17 protein-coding genes and 1 pseudogene are annotated in these 15,008 nt (G+C 35.5%); 9 read left to right on the forward strand and 9 right to left on the reverse strand.

The features are described 5' to 3' along the window. Nucleotides 1–6 precede the first annotated feature (6 nt). Nucleotides 7–423, forward strand: a complete 417-nt coding sequence (locus ACKI2W_RS09945) for an SseB family protein (RefSeq protein WP_407381697.1) — start codon at nucleotides 7–9, stop codon at nucleotides 421–423. Here the strand turns inward: ACKI2W_RS09945 and ACKI2W_RS09950 are convergent. The 3 genes from ACKI2W_RS09950 to glp are packed head-to-tail and all read right to left on the reverse strand — an operon-like array spanning nucleotide 420 to nucleotide 2,388. Next, on the reverse strand, nucleotides 420–668 hold the full coding sequence (locus ACKI2W_RS09950) for a hypothetical protein (RefSeq protein WP_407381699.1): 249 nt from the start codon (nucleotides 666–668) through the stop codon (nucleotides 420–422). The two genes, ACKI2W_RS09945 and ACKI2W_RS09950, sit on opposite strands and share 4 nt — an antisense overlap. Nucleotides 669–677: 9 nt before the next feature. Continuing rightward, nucleotides 678–1,139 carry a GyrI-like domain-containing protein gene (locus ACKI2W_RS09955; RefSeq protein WP_407381701.1) on the reverse strand — a complete coding sequence of 154 codons (462 nt, stop codon included), beginning with the start codon at nucleotides 1,137–1,139 and terminating at the stop codon, nucleotides 678–680. 25 nt (nucleotides 1,140–1,164) lie between these two features. Continuing rightward, nucleotides 1,165–2,388 carry a gephyrin-like molybdotransferase Glp gene (gene glp / locus ACKI2W_RS09960; RefSeq protein WP_407381703.1) on the reverse strand — a complete coding sequence of 408 codons (1,224 nt, stop codon included), beginning with the start codon at nucleotides 2,386–2,388 and terminating at the stop codon, nucleotides 1,165–1,167. A 111-nt stretch (nucleotides 2,389–2,499) separates the two neighbouring features. Here glp and eif1A point away from each other — a divergent pair, with 111 nt between their 5' ends. Further along, nucleotides 2,500–2,802: a translation initiation factor eIF-1A gene (gene eif1A, locus ACKI2W_RS09965; protein WP_149731155.1), complete on the forward strand. Its 303-nt coding sequence runs from the start codon at nucleotides 2,500–2,502 to the stop codon at nucleotides 2,800–2,802. A 30-nt stretch (nucleotides 2,803–2,832) separates the two neighbouring features. Then, nucleotides 2,833–3,606: a serine protein kinase RIO gene (locus ACKI2W_RS09970; protein ID WP_407381705.1), complete on the forward strand. Its 774-nt coding sequence runs from the start codon at nucleotides 2,833–2,835 to the stop codon at nucleotides 3,604–3,606. Nucleotides 3,607–3,878: 272 nt separating this feature from the next. Here the strand turns inward: ACKI2W_RS09970 and ACKI2W_RS09975 are convergent, their stop codons facing one another. From ACKI2W_RS09975 to ACKI2W_RS09990, 4 genes are all read right to left on the reverse strand, one after another. Then, the gene (locus ACKI2W_RS09975) at nucleotides 3,879–4,115 is read right to left on the reverse strand and encodes a hypothetical protein (RefSeq protein ID WP_407381707.1); all 237 of its coding nucleotides are present in this window, start codon (nucleotides 4,113–4,115) and stop codon (nucleotides 3,879–3,881) included. Nucleotides 4,116–4,184: 69 nt separating this feature from the next. After that, nucleotides 4,185–4,535 carry a hypothetical protein gene (locus ACKI2W_RS09980; RefSeq protein ID WP_407381709.1) on the reverse strand — a complete coding sequence of 117 codons (351 nt, stop codon included), beginning with the start codon at nucleotides 4,533–4,535 and terminating at the stop codon, nucleotides 4,185–4,187. A 100-nt stretch (nucleotides 4,536–4,635) separates the two neighbouring features. Next, on the reverse strand, nucleotides 4,636–5,037 hold the full coding sequence (locus ACKI2W_RS09985) for a hypothetical protein (protein WP_407381711.1): 402 nt from the start codon (nucleotides 5,035–5,037) through the stop codon (nucleotides 4,636–4,638). Between the two features lie 771 nt (nucleotides 5,038–5,808). After that, the gene (locus ACKI2W_RS09990) at nucleotides 5,809–6,798 is read right to left on the reverse strand and encodes an ATP phosphoribosyltransferase (RefSeq protein ID WP_407381713.1); all 990 of its coding nucleotides are present in this window, start codon (nucleotides 6,796–6,798) and stop codon (nucleotides 5,809–5,811) included. A 141-nt stretch (nucleotides 6,799–6,939) separates the two neighbouring features. Between ACKI2W_RS09990 and ACKI2W_RS09995 the strand changes: the two genes are divergently transcribed. The 6 genes from ACKI2W_RS09995 to ACKI2W_RS10020 all read left to right on the forward strand — a co-directional run bounded on the left by ACKI2W_RS09995 (nucleotide 6,940) and on the right by ACKI2W_RS10020 (nucleotide 13,228). After that, nucleotides 6,940–7,560, forward strand: coding sequence for a KH domain-containing protein (locus ACKI2W_RS09995; RefSeq protein ID WP_407381715.1), 621 nt, complete (start codon nucleotides 6,940–6,942; stop codon nucleotides 7,558–7,560). Nucleotides 7,561–7,862: 302 nt separating this feature from the next. Beyond that, nucleotides 7,863–9,566 (forward strand): DNA topoisomerase VI subunit B, encoded by a 1,704-nt coding sequence (top6B, locus tag ACKI2W_RS10000; RefSeq protein ID WP_407381717.1) that lies wholly within the window; start codon nucleotides 7,863–7,865, stop codon nucleotides 9,564–9,566. A gap of 8 nt (nucleotides 9,567–9,574) precedes the next feature. Then, nucleotides 9,575–10,672, forward strand: coding sequence for a DNA topoisomerase IV subunit A (locus ACKI2W_RS10005; protein ID WP_407381719.1), 1,098 nt, complete (start codon nucleotides 9,575–9,577; stop codon nucleotides 10,670–10,672). A 104-nt stretch (nucleotides 10,673–10,776) separates the two neighbouring features. Further along, nucleotides 10,777–11,049, forward strand: a complete 273-nt coding sequence (locus tag ACKI2W_RS10010) for a metal-sensing transcriptional repressor (protein ID WP_407381721.1) — start codon at nucleotides 10,777–10,779, stop codon at nucleotides 11,047–11,049. A 59-nt stretch (nucleotides 11,050–11,108) separates the two neighbouring features. Next, the gene (locus ACKI2W_RS10015) at nucleotides 11,109–12,983 is read left to right on the forward strand and encodes a heavy metal translocating P-type ATPase (RefSeq protein ID WP_407381723.1); all 1,875 of its coding nucleotides are present in this window, start codon (nucleotides 11,109–11,111) and stop codon (nucleotides 12,981–12,983) included. Nucleotides 12,984–13,015: 32 nt separating this feature from the next. Then, nucleotides 13,016–13,228: a heavy-metal-associated domain-containing protein gene (locus ACKI2W_RS10020; RefSeq protein WP_292799474.1), complete on the forward strand. Its 213-nt coding sequence runs from the start codon at nucleotides 13,016–13,018 to the stop codon at nucleotides 13,226–13,228. Nucleotides 13,229–13,410: 182 nt separating this feature from the next. Here ACKI2W_RS10020 and ACKI2W_RS10025 read toward each other — a convergent pair whose 3' ends face one another. Further along, nucleotides 13,411–13,749, reverse strand: coding sequence for a P-II family nitrogen regulator (locus tag ACKI2W_RS10025; protein WP_407381725.1), 339 nt, complete (start codon nucleotides 13,747–13,749; stop codon nucleotides 13,411–13,413). Nucleotides 13,750–13,762: 13 nt separating this feature from the next. Further along, a pseudogene (locus ACKI2W_RS10030) lies at nucleotides 13,763–14,973 on the reverse strand (ammonium transporter). Between the last annotated feature and the right edge of the window lie 35 nt (nucleotides 14,974–15,008).

Genomic DNA, 15,008 nt, shown 5'->3' on the forward strand with positions numbered 1-15,008 from the left:
ATTAATATGAATAACATTAAAGAATTGCTAAATATCGCTCCGGGCGAAGCTACAAAGGAAGATGACGATTCATTGCTTGAAGAGATTAAAACTGCACAGTTAATTATGCCTATAGAAATCACAACCAATCTTAATCTGGATGACGTTACTGTCGGAGACACCATACAGTTTGAAGACGGTCTGCGTTTTAAACCTTTAAAAATAGTTAATGATGCTGGAGAAACTTTTATTCCATTATACACGGATGATGATGAAGTTCACGGCCATACATCAGCAATTGATATCCGCACATCAGATTTGGCTGACATGATTGATGACAATCCGGAAAATATAAGTGGTGTGGTCATTAATCCGTTCAGTGAATTCAGTGTTGAAATACCTATGGAATCGTTTTTAAAAATGTTTGAAAAAGAAAAAGATTAAATTTTATTTAATTTTTTCTTATATCTTTCCAAAGCATTGTCTGTATAATTATTTGTTATATGTTTTGATGTTAAGTCTTTGGAATCATCAAAAAGACTTTCCTTTGATCTGATGGCTTTATCAATGTCTTTTTCCAATTGATTTAACCTGTTTTCAAAGCTTCTTTCTGATTTGGCCATGTTGACTCTGGTCTTTCTAGAAATCCTTTCGATTTCTTTGTCCACATCAAAATCTTTTTTTGACATTTTATCACCTTACATTTCAATAATAGGCAATTGAATTTCAGTAATAAACTCGTTTTCATTGTCACAGTTGTGGAAACTTTTGATTAATATCTCCTTAGGAGAACCGATGATATCATAGTTATTTTCCTGTGAAACATCCACCAATTTGGCATAAGTGTCTAAAATGTTGTCAGTCGGTCCTTCATGGATTCCGCTTAGCATCTTATGTTCCACCATGTCAACGACACGGATTATGTCTTTTTCGTCTGCATCCTCTTTCAGTACAATTCCGACATCGTAAACGGCATCTCCTTCGTTCACTTCATGTCTTGGTGAATAATAGACAATGAACGGTTCGCCTTCAACTTCAACTTCTTCAGCTTCTGCCCAACCAACCAATTTAGAAACTAAAATGTCTAAATCTTCAATCGGACCTTTATAGTTAATGACTGCTAATTTTTGATCAGGAATAATTTTGATTTCATGTTCCATGTTAACACCTTATTAATATTTTAATTTAATTGAATAAATAAACTTCTACTTCCTCTCCTTCATCCAACAGTTCAACAGATTTCTCCACTTTCACATAGCCATCAGCACTGGATAGGGAAAATATCGCACCAGAATCCTTGAATATTGGATGTACGTCACTGCCATCAACTTTAACAAGCTGGTATTGCATACGTCCAACAGGAGAATGAATCCTTCTTGTCATAACTCCATTTACAACTTTCTGCTCGAATTCCTTTTCGATTCCGGCAACTTTGGTCAGTGGAGGTGCTACAAACGCATTGAATATCATTAATGCAGAAACGGGATTTCCAGGCAAACCTATAATCAGCTTTTCATCGATTACACCAACAATGGTAGGCTTTCCAGGCTGAACTGAAATTCCGTGAATGTAGACTTCTCCCAATTCATCGAGAACGTGCTTTATGACATCCCCAAGGCCTGCTGAGGTACCGCCGGAACACAGAAGAATATCAACGTCTTTAATGGAGTCCTGAATCTTTTCTTTGACCTGGTCGTAGTTATCGCGAACAACTCCCAAAAATTTTGCATCGGCGCCGCAGGAAATCGCATCGTTTTTAATCATGTTACCGTTAACATCATAGATTTTACCGAATGGCAACTCTTCACCCTGCATTGTAATTTCGTTTCCGGATGATATGACTCCAACAGTAGGCTTTTTGTAAACCTCAATTGTCTCGAATCCCTGTGACAGCAGGACACCGATTTTGCCCGGAGTTAAAACATCCCCTTTCTTAAGGATTAAGTTGCCTTCTTCAATATCTGAGCCTTTTTTAGCAACATCCTGTGTTGGAGTTGCGCTGGTAAATAGATTTACCTTATCGTCAAATTTTTCTGAGTATTCAACCATCACAACGGCATCCGCACCTTCAGGCATTGCTGCTCCGGTACTTATTTCAATACATTTGCCTTTTTCAACCTTTTTATCAGTGATTGAACCCGCTTCCAGAAAATCGATGACCTCCAAAGTCTTCGGATTCTCTTCGCTGGCACCATAGCTGTCTTCACAAAGAATCGCAAATCCGTCCTTTAAAGCCTTGTCAAAAGGAGGAAAATCCATTCTGCTGTAAACATCATTGAACAATACCCTGCCATAAGCGTCCTGGCAAGCTATCTCTTCGCTTTCGGATGTGCAGTATTTGTCAAACAAATCTTGAATAATGTCCTGTGCCTCATCGCACTCTTTTATTTTTAAAAATTCAGTTCCCATTTCAACACCATTTTTGTAAAATCAATAAATTAATATATAGTATATTTATAAATATATAAATAATTTATATTAAATTGTGAAATGCTATTTTAAAATTTTGGAGGAGAGTATTTGTCTAAACCTAATAATAATCAACAAGAGTATAGGAGAGTAAGAACTCCTAAAAAGGGAGAAATACCTGGAGTAGTAGAACAAATCATGGGACACGGTAAGTTAAAAGTCAGATGTGCAGACGGACACATCAGAATGACCAGAATTCCGGGAAAAATGAAAAAACGTATTTGGATTCGTGAAGGAGACGTTATCCTAGTAAAACCATGGGATTTCCAATCCGATGAAAAAGGAGACGTAATTTGGAGATACACCAAAACAGAATCCAACTGGCTTGAAAGAAAAGGTTACTTAAAAATGTAACCACACCATTCACTTTTTTTACTGATTTTAATGGATCCTAAAGTAGCTAAAGCAGATGCAAAACACCAAAAATTACATTCACAGAAAAGAAAAAAAGACAGTGAAGACAGAAAGGTCGGTAACGAAATTTTCGATAAACTGACACTGGAGACTTTATATAAAATAGCTAATCAGGGATACATTGATGTTTTAAACGGAGCCATAAGCACAGGAAAAGAGGCTAATGTGCTTACAGGTATCAATAAGGATGATAAATTTGTGGCAGTTAAAATCTATAGAATAGCCACCTCTGATTTTAAGAAGATGAACTATTATCTTAACGGAGATCCGAGATTCAACGTCAAAACCAAGAACAAGCGCAAAATCATATATTCATGGGTTACCAAGGAGTATAAAAACCTTAAACGATTATATGATGCTGGAGTCAATGTTCCGGAACCTTACACAAGCTCCAATAACGTGCTTCTTATTGAATTCATTGGAGATGAAAACGGAAACCCTGCACAGCCGGTTAAGAACCAGAACCCTGAAAATCCTGATGAATTCTGGAACAAACTGCTTGTTGAACTTAAAAAATTCGTAAATGATGCCCGATTGGTTCATGGGGACTTATCCAACTACAACATATTGAACAAGGACGAAAATCCTGTGATAATTGACGTGTCACAGTCTGTGGTTCTTGACAATCCTATTTCAAAAGAACTGCTTGAACGGGACATTAACACCCTAGTTAATGAATATACAAGATTAGGCGTAAAAACTAGTTTTGAAGAAGTTTGGGAATACGTTAATCCTAAATTCTAAAAATTAAATCGAATTAATTATTCTAACAGTTTACCATAAAATAAAATATGATTTTTCATGTTTTTCTGGTGAAAATTTTTTTCATCAGAAACTAACTTATTAACTTAATTAACTGTTTCAAACGTATTTCTATTATTTTAATTATTCAAACTTCATTAGAATGTTATTTATGAAAATAAGTTATATATAAAATGTTTAACAAAATAAGCATGGATTTATTCATTTGAAAATTAACTCCTTCAAATGAAAATTTAAAAAATTAATAAAACTTCTTAATTTGCTTCTTTAATTAATTCGTAACCCTGAATATTTAAAAAACCTGCATTATTAATTTTTAAGAATAATTTTTCATCACTTGTTAAAAATATTATTGGTTCATTCGCTGAAAAGACATCAGCATCAATAACAATAATATAATCCGGTTTATGAACATCAATTTGATTTTTTAGTTTATCTAAAACATCAGGGAAATTTTTGTAATTGTCCCTGCCACAGTCAAATAATTCCATTTTATTAACAAAAATTTTTTTCTCATGATTAAAACAGGACATCAATTCGCAGGTAAGCCTAGATAATGATTATGGAAACATTGAATTGAATTTATCACTGTTCCAAATGAATTTCAATAACTTTATTTTCTTATGATTATCAAATTCAATATCCTGGGTGTTTCTCAACACATTTCTTTCAAAGAAATCATAAGAGTATACTTCATTATTTGCTAATACTTTCTGGATTTCTACAAAAAAATCGTCGATATTATCATTAATTTCCTGAAATTTTTGTCCAAATTCATATTTTGTAAAGGATGACCAAACCAATGCTTTTTCAGTATTGTCAATCTTTTCTTTAACAGAAGGATAAAATTTATCTGGAAAAAAAGTATATGCAATGCCTACATTAGTATCGATGAAATATTTATCACACATCAAATCACCTAAAATAAAATGGATTTTATTTGATTGATTTCATCATCGAATTCATGTGTTTGAACATATATTTCACTATAGAAATAGTCGCTATTGATGCTTATTCATCACGAAATTTGGAATATGCATTTTCATAATCTTCATTTGATACATTTCCTTTTAACATATTTAATTTTGATTTTAAAAGGTTGCTGAAAGATTTCCATACATTATTAATATAATGTCTTAATTCAGGGGTTAATTTTTTGTGTTTGAAAACGTATTCAATGATTCTATTGGTTTTTAAAAGTGCACGGCATTCATTTTTAAATTCATCGAATATGCTTAAAAGTTCAAATAATGCATCATAATAATATGAATATTGCCCAAGTAACTGTGAATTTTCATTTATCAACAATTTTAAGATATATTCCTTGAATTCTTCAAGTTTAGATGAAATAGAATGATAAAGTGTAGTGAAATTACAATGCATGCTTATTGTATTATTTTCAAATTGATTCAATAGATTCACCCCTTTAAAAATTAATTTTTGAATAATATTAATTATATATTTCTTAACTAATAAATCTTATTAAGTCAATACTCAAATCCTTCATTATCATTTATATTTTATTTTAACAACAAATTTAGATTGAAATAAAAAATCACCTCCTTAAAATTTAAAATATTAAATTTAACCATATTTAATAAATTAAACTAAAAGTATGGAAATAGTTTTCTATGTTTAGTATTGTAAATTTTTAATTATTTATTATTTACTAACATTATAGCAAATATATTTATGAGTAATAAAGAAAAAAGTTATGTAAAATTGCAAGTAACCTGAGAATTATTTAACTTCCTTAAAACATTTAATACACTTGAAATGATAATAATTCTTTTAAGATATAATACTAAAATTTAAACTAATAACAAAGATTCAATTTCTTCCCCCTAACCGATAACAATACCCTCCCCCATAACATTGCGTATGAAACTAAAATCTTTAATCTGATTAAGATTAGACTCACTAGCAATATGGGGAGAAATAACTTCCTGTTTATCTAAAACAATCTGAAAAGCAACATCATTTATCATATCCCATATATCTGAGTCTTCCGTATCTTCTTGACGGACAACAGATCAGAATAATATAATTTTAATAATTTTTTCGGAGTTGATGGAATTTGCAAAGTCACGAGCAATCTCAATCCTATTATGCATATCACCAAACTATATCCTTACGAAAATAATTCTAAAAAAAAAGAAAATCCTGAGGAATAACCCCAAGAATTTAATTAATCAACTGTTTTAAGTCATTTCTGATGATGGAAGTTGCATCAAATCCTTTAATGGCGTCAACCATTTCTGGGAATTTTGATTTTGGAATCAAAACGTTAATCTGTGAAAAGTCAGACCCTGGAGTTAAAGTAGGTTCATCAGCACAAAGCTTATTTTCAATCAGATAGCTTGAAACCTCTTCGATTTTATTATTTGCAATATTGAATTTTACATCGAAATATGCTTTGGCGGTAATTGCACCCAGGAGCTGTTCATAAATCAGTTTTGCCTTTTCAAGCTTTTCAGGACTGCATTTTTCACTTGCATAAAGGCCTGCTGAGGAGTGAAGTATTGTTTCTATTTCCTTTAGACCTGCTTTTCTCAGGCTGCTTCCGGTTTGGGTATTGTCCACAATTAGATCAGCACCTTTAGCAATATAAACCTCGGTAGCACCGTCTGAGTTGATTACCTGCACCATTTCATTGTCTCCGTCGGTCAAACCTCTGACCTGAACAAATGGCACTGAATCCCCATAGATTTCCTGATAAGCTTCGTTTTCCATGAAGAATTTTCTGGTCAGGTTCGGATATTCTGTAAAGCATAAAATTGGAGTTTTTCTATCCTTGTTTGCTCTGAAAAAGTCTGTGAGATTATCATAAGGTGATTCTTTAGGAAGAGCTACAATCAGACGGGTTTTTCCATAGTCCAAATCACCGAGCTTGATGGTGTTTGTTTCTCTTAAAACTGATTCTTCCTTAATCCAGTCCTCACCTACTATTGCAATATCAACCATTCCCCTGTTCAGTTCCACAGGAGTGGATTGCGGACGGGTGAGAAAAGCAACGATATCTTCATCGTTCAAGATTTCTATTTCATAAGACTCATCGCCAGGTTCGTATCCTTTTACTTCATAACCTGCATCTACAAAGAGCTGATGAGTATTTCCTCTTTTCACATTATTCAAACTTCCTTTCGGAAGACCTAATATTATTTTATCATTCATGTTAATACCTAAATAAGTAGTATAACTTTTAAAATATATTAAATTAATTATCGAAATGCCAAATTATTTAAACCATCAACAAGTAAAAACAAGTATTAAATAGAATTTTATACAAATAATTAATTAAAGAAGGTGATAAAAATGCCTGAAACAGATTATTTAAAAATACCTCAAAATAGAGTCGGTGCCTTAATCGGCCCTAATGGAGAAGTAAAGAAATCCATTGAAAAACTGACCGGCACGATAATTGATATTGATAGTGATGATGGAACTGTTTATATCACTCCCCGTGAGGATATGGAAGATCCTTTAGGTGTTTGGAACGCCAATCATATCGTGAAAGCTATTGCACGTGGATTTAATCCTGAAATTGCCAAAAAACTGATTCACGACGACATTTATCTTGAGATTATGAAATTGCCGTTATATGTAGGCAAATCCAAAAAGGCTCTGGCAAGATACAAAGGCAGAATCATTGGTAAAAACGGTAAAACACGTGAACTCATCACTGAACTTGCCGAAGTTGATATGGCCGTTTATGGTAAAACTGTTTCCCTGATTGGTGAAATGGATAATGTCATGGTTGCTAAAGAAGCAGTTGAAATGCTTTTAAACGGTTCCAGACACAAGTCCGTTTATGGCTTTTTGGAAAACAAGAAAGAAACACTCAAGCTCAAGGAGTTCAAGGATCTTGTCGGAATCCATGATGACAAGATTGAGTTCAAGGACGGAATCAAGTTTGATGAAGAAAGCCTTCAGTAACATTTCACGTGTTACTGATTTAATTTTTTTTACCTCACCATTAAAATAATGACTCCCCATTGAAAAATTATCGATAGGAATAGCAAAATATTATATACTTCAACCAACATATATAGGTAACATAGTACAAAAACTATATTTTCTACAATTTTTATTATTAATTTAATGCATATTTATCAACGACATAGATAGAGTACTGTAAAAATATTACTGTTCAAATGCTCTCGGGTTCGTTTTATATACATATTAAATAAATAATCTTAATTATAGATATTCTATAAAAATTTTTAGGAGGCAAAAATTTGGCTCAAGAACAAGTAGGACTAGATTGGGATGAAGACTTTCAACGCTTAACACCATCACAGTTCTTTCGTAAAAATAAACAGATGTTAGGTTTTACCGGTAAAATCCGTTCATTGACCATTGTATTTCACGAACTGATTACAAACAGTTTCGATGCTGCAGAAGAATCCGGAATATTGCCTGACATAGACATTGAATTGAAAAGAGTTGACAAGGAACACTACATATTAAGACACAAGGATAACGGACCTGGAATCCCTGAGGATTACGTTATGCAGGTATACTGTACAATGTTTGCAGGTTCCAAATTCAGAAACATCCAGTCAAGAGGACAGCAGGGTTTAGGTTGTAGTGGTTGTGTATTATTATCACAGATGACCACAGGTAAACCTGCACATGTAATTTCATGCTACAAGGACGGAGATGAAATCAAAGGAGTTAAAATGAAGTTCCAGATGGATGTGGAAAACAACACTGGTATCCTAATGGAAAGGGAAGACTATCCTGCTGAAGCGACTGGAGTTTGTATTGAATTACAGTTCAAAGAAGTTTCATACTCCATGGCGGAACAGGGTGCTTTCGAATATATCAGAAGAACCATGATCGGAAACCCTCACGCCAAAATTACATTCAGAGATCCGACAGGACACAAATACATCTTCAAAAGAGCAGCAGATGTGGTTCCTGTACAGCCAAAAGAAGTATTACCACACCCTAAAGGTGTAAGTGCAGACGATTTAATGACAATGGCTAAAAACACCGACAAAAGAAGATATAAAAGCATGCTGACATCTTCAATGTCAAGGATGTCCAACAAAAGGGCAGATGAAATAGCTGAAATGACTGGAATTGACATGAACAAACGTCCTAAGGACATGACATTCCCTGAAGCTGAAGCTATCGTTCAGTGCTTCAAGAAAATGAAGTTCATGGCCCCTCCAACCGACGGACTCATACCAATCGGATCAGAACAGATTGAAAAAGGTATGAAGCAAATCCTCAAGCCTGAATTCGTCACAACAATCACAAGAAAACCTGTCACATACGCAGGCGGTGTATCATTCATTATCGAAGCGGGACTCGCTTACGGAGGAAATTCCGGAAGAAAAGTTAACGAACAGAGAAAATCAGAAATCATGAGATTCGCCAACAGGGTTCCATTGACTTTCGATGCAGGAAGCTGTGCTATTACAGAAGCCTTAAAAAGCATTGACTGGAAACGTTACGGTCTTAAAGACCTGGACAACACTCCATTGACTTTATTCGTTAACATCATCTCAACCCAGGTTCCTTACTTATCAACAGGTAAACAGAGTGTTTCACCTGAACCTGAAATCGTTCAGGAAATCAGACAGGCTACAATGAAACTGGCTCGTCAGCTCCAAAAACACATCAGAGCTAAAAGAGCAGCTAAAGAAAAGGAAAAACGTTCCAAAGTATTTGAAGAATACGTACCTGTCATTATTGAAGAGGCAGCTAAACTTGGTGAAACAGGAGTGCCTGAATATCAGGAAGTCCTCGCTAAGGTAACCAAAAGAGCTCTTGCCGAATTGCTCGGTGAAAAAGTTGAAGAGGAAGAGGAAGAAGAAGAACTTGATGCAATCATCATGGAAGAGCTTGACGAACATGGATATGCAGTTGATGAAGAACACAGTAATCTCAACTTTGACGAAGATGAAGAAGAAGGAGATTTTGATGAATAGGTGATTAGATGGCTGATGAAGTAAAACAAGAAGGCAAATCACATAAAGAACTCAGGAAAGAATACACTTTCAACAAGTTAAAAGGATTAGGTCAGGAAATTATCGAGGAAATTGAAAAGCAAAAAGTCCCTTCCCTTAGAGTTCCTTCAAGAGGTACCGGAAACATTGTATACGATGATGCGAAAAGATACTATGTTTTAGGAGACAGATACGGTAGAAGATCTCTCGGTAACGTTAAACAAATCAGAAAATTAGGACAGATGGTTTATGTTGCAAACTTCTGTAAGGATTTGGTTGCAAGAGAAAAAACCGCAACCATCAGGGAAATGTATTACGTTTCCGAAGGTTGGGGAATCAGCTTCAAATCCCAGCAGGAATCCAACATTGTCGGGGAAGACCTTGAAGTAACCTTAGGTACCACCCGTGAAGACCTCGGACTGATGCCTGAAGAAGACGGAGCATCCGTTTACGGAGACATTACCCTTCTGGATGATGACGTTGAAATCAACGCTGCAAAAGCAGGAAAATCAGGTTATACCATTTCACCTACAATCGATCAGGTCGAATTCCTTGACTGTGGTGTTGAAAGGGTTATTGCAGTGGAAACCATGGGAATGTTCCACAGGATGGTTCAGGAAAACGCTCACCAAAGATTCAATACACTTATTGTCGGGCTCAAAGGACAGGCCGCACGTGCTACAAGAAGATTCATCAAAAGGGTTAATGAAGAACTGGATCTGCCTGTTTACATCTGTAACGACGGAGACCCTTGGGGATTCCACATTGCACAGGTTATCATTTCCGGAAGTGCAAAACTAGCTCACGTAAATCATGATTTGGCAACACCAAACGCTAAATTCATGGGAGTGACCGCATCTGACATTATCAACTACGATTTACCTACAGATAAGCTTAAAGATGTTGACGTCATGAGACTGAAAGAGCTTTCCAAAGACCCAAGGTACAAAAGCGATTTCTGGCAAACTGAAATCAAAAAGATGCTTAAAATCGGTAAGAAAGCAGAACAGCAATCTTTCTCAAAATACGGGCTTGAGTATGTTGTAGATACATACTTCCCTGAAAAATTAGAACAACTGGAAAATTAAACCTAAAATTTTCCTTCTTTTTTTATATTTTTTAAACTATTTTTAAGACAAACTTTATATACAACTTTTGTTATATACCCTAGTAGGTATAGGTTGTGATTATTTTGAAAGAATGCATGGACAGTGAAAACTTACACAGAAGACTCAAGAAAATCATCGGCCAGCTGAATGCAATTGACCGTATGATAGATGAAGATATTCCTTGCGAACAGATATTAATGCAAGTAAATGCATCCAAATCCGCTCTACATAAAGTTGGGCATATTATAGTAGAGGGACACCTTGAACATTGCGTAAAAAATGCAATTGATGATGGTGATGTGGATGATGCACTTGTTGATATCTCATCAATTCTAGAGTACTACTCAAGACTATAATTTTTTTTGAAGTAACACTATACCCCATAGGGTATATCTGTACCTAGGGGCTGATAGAAATGAATTTAAAGTTTGGCAAAACTGAAATTAAAGACATAATATTCATTATTATCTCAGCGATAAGTGTTATATCAAGTTTCATACTTGACATTAACTACTTATCATGGATTGCAATAATATTGTGCGGAATACCTATATTTAAGGAATGTATTGAAGGACTCATAACTGAATTTGACATAAAAGCAGACTTATTGGTTACAATAGCCATTATCGCATCAATAGTTATTGGTGAAGTCTTTGCGGCAGGAGAAATTGCAACGATAATGGCAATTGGTGGATTTTTAGAGGAATATACTGTTAACAAAACACAATCCCAAATAAAAGAACTTGTCAAATTGACACCCCAATTTGCAACAAGAATCAGAAATGGCATTGAAGAGAAAATAAATGTGGAAGATGTGAAAATCGGAGATATCCTAAAGGTCCTACCTGGACAAAATATCCCAACCGATGGAGTAATCATTAACGGTGAAACATCAATTGACCAGTCTACATTAACCGGTGAATCCCTGCCAGTTGACAAAAAAGAAAATGACGAAGTATTCAGCGGAACCACTAATCTTTTTGGATCTTTTATGATGAAAACGACAAAAGTAAGCAAGGACAGTTCCCTTCAAAAATTGATTGATTTGGTCAAATCCTCTTCTCCTGAAAACGCTAAGATTGTAAGGGCGGCCGATAAATGGGCTACAATGATTGTTGTAATTGCATTTACTGCAGCGATACTTACATATCTGTTCACTTTCGAGATTTCCCGCAGCGTAACTATTTTAGTTGTATTCTGCCCGTGCGCATTGGTTTTAGCCACACCAACGGCAATTACCGCAGCCATCGGAAATCTGACAAAACACAGAATTCTAGTAAAGGATGGTGCTTCAATAGAAGAGCTGGCTCACGTGAATGAATTAGTATTTGATAAAACAGGAACATTAACTCATGGAACTCCAAAAGTTGTGAAAGTAATTTCAGATGAGGAAGAGGAAATGATGCATCTGCTTGCTTCACTTGAATCCAAATCCGAGCATCCTCTAGCAAAAGCCATTGTAAACTATTATGGCAAAAACAGTTTAGCAACGGTTGAAAATTTTGAGATGAAAATCGGAAAGGGAATTATCGGATACATCAACGGTTCCAGAATAATTGCCGGAAATAAAAAGCTTCTTAACGATGAGGGAATTGATTTGGAATATTATCCTGAAGAAAATCAAAACGGAGAAATCCAAATAATTGTTGCAAAAGACAGTAGAGTAATGGGAAATGTAATTTTAGCCGATACACTACGTGAAAATTCCAGATATACAATTAACAGATTAAAGAAACTGAGAATTAAAACTACATTATTGACAGGAGACAATGAAAAGGCCGGAGAATTCATATCACAACAAGTAAAAGTACAGAGTGCGAAATTCAATTGCCTGCCTGAAGACAAGACAGAATATATCCGCCAAGCTCAGTTAAATGGAAATAAAATTGCCATGATTGGAGACGGAATTAATGATGCTCCTTCCCTTAAAAAGGCTAATGTGGGAATAGCTATGGGAGATATTGGAAGTGACGTGTCAATTGAAGCTGCAAACATTGCTTTGATAAATGACGATATATCAGAACTTCCCCATTTAATCGCCATATCAAGAAAAACATTAAGTACAATAAACTTAAATATCGCATTTGCATTGTCTTTAAATGTAGTTGCAATGATAATGGCAATTCTAGGATTGCTGGACCCTATTAGCGGAGCATTGATTCACAATATCGGATCAGTGATTGTAATCATATATTCGTCAACGTTAATGAACTACAAATTGACAGGAAAAGAATTGAGAAAAAGCAAAAAGTTAGGTATAACTAAACATTTAAATAAGCCAACAACATAATATTACATATCAATTAAAAAGGAGAATTAAATATGGCAATTGAAGAAAAAGAAGTAAAAGTTGTAGGAATGCACTGCCCTTCCTGTGTAAATGCTGTACAATTATCATTAACCGATGTTGATGGTATTGAAGATGCTAAAGCTGATTTAGATTCAGGTATTACCAAAATCAAATTGGATACCGACAAAGTTTCCGATGACGACATCAAGGAAGCTGTCGAAGAAGCAGGATTTAACGTAGAATAAATCCCCTAACTTTTTTATTTTTATGTAATAACATTTCTACAACTCACTATTTTTTTAACCCACACCAATATAATTAATTTTATCTTAAAATAAACAATGAGTTAACTTTTAGAATTTAATTTTAATGGATGGTTAATTCAATATTTCAATAGGTAAAATTAATGGGTGAAGTTACCCATCAACTAAACCGCATCTGAACCCCTTTCGCCGGTCCTGATTCTTATTACCTCTTCAACATCTGAGACGAATATCTTACCGTCTCCGACTTCGCCTGTTCTGGCGCTGTCAATGATGACATCGATGATTCTGTCGAGATCGCCTTCATTGACAATCAGTTCAACCCTTGTTTTTGGAAGAAGGTCGATACAATAAGTTGAACCCCTGTAGGATTCTTTAGTGCCCAGCTGTCTTCCCCTTCCTTTTACTGAGGAGACATTCATTCCTTCACATCCTGCTTCCAGAAGAGCCTTTTTAACATTTTCAAACATTTCTTCACGTATTACCGCAATTATTCTTTTCATAAACTACACCCCATTAAATTCTGTATCCTGATTCCTTATGCAATGCTGAGTCAAGACCTGAAATTTCCTCACTGTCTTTAACTCTTAATCCTATAGTCTTATCTAATGCTTTGGCTATTATTAAACTTACTGCAAAAGTGTATGCCATCGTTGCGACAACTGCAATAACTTGAATCAATAACTGACTTGATTTCCATAGAAGAGTCCTGCAACTCCATTGATTGCCGGAGATGCGAACAGTCCTGTCGCTATAAGTCCCCAGACTCCGGAAAGTCCGTGAACACCGAATACATCCAGAGCATCATCGTATCCGAATTTTGTCTTGATATGATATACCGCATAGTATGATATCAGTGACGCTCCAACACCAATAACAATTGAGCCTGAAAGAGGAACGAAACCAGCTGCAGGAGTGATTGCCACAAGACCTGCCACAGCTCCGGTGATTGCACCTAAAACTGTCGGTTTTCCCACATTCATTATATCAAGTATTACCCATGCAATCATGGCTGCTGCCGCTGCGGTGTTTGACACCAGAATGGCTGAACCTGCAAGACCGTTGGCGGCAAGGGCTGATCCTCCGTTGAATCCCATCCATCCGAACCATTAAAATCCTGCACCTAAAATGGAATAACCCAAATTATGCGGAAGCAGTGAGGTATCTTTCCTTTTTCCAAGGACAAGCGCCAATGCAAGAGCTGAAAAACCTGAGTTTACCTCAACGGCAACTCCTCCGGCAAAGTCTATTGCTCCCATGTTCATAAGCCATCCACCACCCCATATCCAGTGACAGACCGGAATATAAACAAGACTTACCCACAAAATGGTGAATATCACCCATGACTTTGTTTTCATCCTTCCGACAATTGAACCTGAGACAATTGCTGCAGTCAAACCCGCAAATGTCAGCTCAAAGCCTGCAAATACGAATGTCGGTATTGTGCCTGTAAGGGAATCAACACCAATTCCTTCCATCAGCAGGCTTTGAGGTATTCCAATGAACCCTAAAAAGCTCGCATCAGAAAATGACAGCTGATAACCGTAGAAAATCCATATCAGGCTAGCTATTGCAAATGCAATCAAAGATAAAAACATCGAGTTCAGGACGTTCTTCTTTTTTGACAATCCACCATAGAAAAATGCTATTCCAGGAATAGTCATTAATAAAACCATAATTGTTGAAACCAGCATCCATGCCGTGTTTCCTGTACTTAAAACCATAATAATCACAAAAATAAAATTTAAAATTGACTGGAAGG

Source organism: Methanobrevibacter sp., from assembly GCF_045603845.1.
Lineage (GTDB): Archaea > Methanobacteriota > Methanobacteria > Methanobacteriales > Methanobacteriaceae > Methanocatella.

Bases quoted from the DNA above. Each gene is read 5' to 3' on its own strand.
- ACKI2W_RS09945 (WP_407381697.1), top strand. From the start codon at position 7: ATGAATAACATTAAAGAATTGCTAAATATCGCTCCGGGCGAAGCTACA.
- ACKI2W_RS09950 (WP_407381699.1), bottom strand. From the start codon at position 668: ATGTCAAAAAAAGATTTTGATGTGGACAAAGAAATCGAAAGGATTTCT.
- ACKI2W_RS09955 (WP_407381701.1), bottom strand. From the start codon at position 1,139: ATGGAACATGAAATCAAAATTATTCCTGATCAAAAATTAGCAGTCATT.
- glp (WP_407381703.1), bottom strand. From the start codon at position 2,388: ATGGGAACTGAATTTTTAAAAATAAAAGAGTGCGATGAGGCACAGGAC.
- ACKI2W_RS09970 (WP_407381705.1), top strand. From the start codon at position 2,833: ATGGATCCTAAAGTAGCTAAAGCAGATGCAAAACACCAAAAATTACAT.
- ACKI2W_RS09975 (WP_407381707.1), bottom strand. From the start codon at position 4,115: ATGGAATTATTTGACTGTGGCAGGGACAATTACAAAAATTTCCCTGAT.
- ACKI2W_RS09980 (WP_407381709.1), bottom strand. From the start codon at position 4,535: ATGTGTGATAAATATTTCATCGATACTAATGTAGGCATTGCATATACT.
- ACKI2W_RS09990 (WP_407381713.1), bottom strand. From the start codon at position 6,798: ATGAATGATAAAATAATATTAGGTCTTCCGAAAGGAAGTTTGAATAAT.
- ACKI2W_RS09995 (WP_407381715.1), top strand. From the start codon at position 6,940: ATGCCTGAAACAGATTATTTAAAAATACCTCAAAATAGAGTCGGTGCC.
- ACKI2W_RS10005 (WP_407381719.1), top strand. From the start codon at position 9,575: ATGGCTGATGAAGTAAAACAAGAAGGCAAATCACATAAAGAACTCAGG.
- ACKI2W_RS10015 (WP_407381723.1), top strand. From the start codon at position 11,109: ATGAATTTAAAGTTTGGCAAAACTGAAATTAAAGACATAATATTCATT.
- ACKI2W_RS10020 (WP_292799474.1), top strand. From the start codon at position 13,016: ATGGCAATTGAAGAAAAAGAAGTAAAAGTTGTAGGAATGCACTGCCCT.
- ACKI2W_RS10025 (WP_407381725.1), bottom strand. From the start codon at position 13,749: ATGAAAAGAATAATTGCGGTAATACGTGAAGAAATGTTTGAAAATGTT.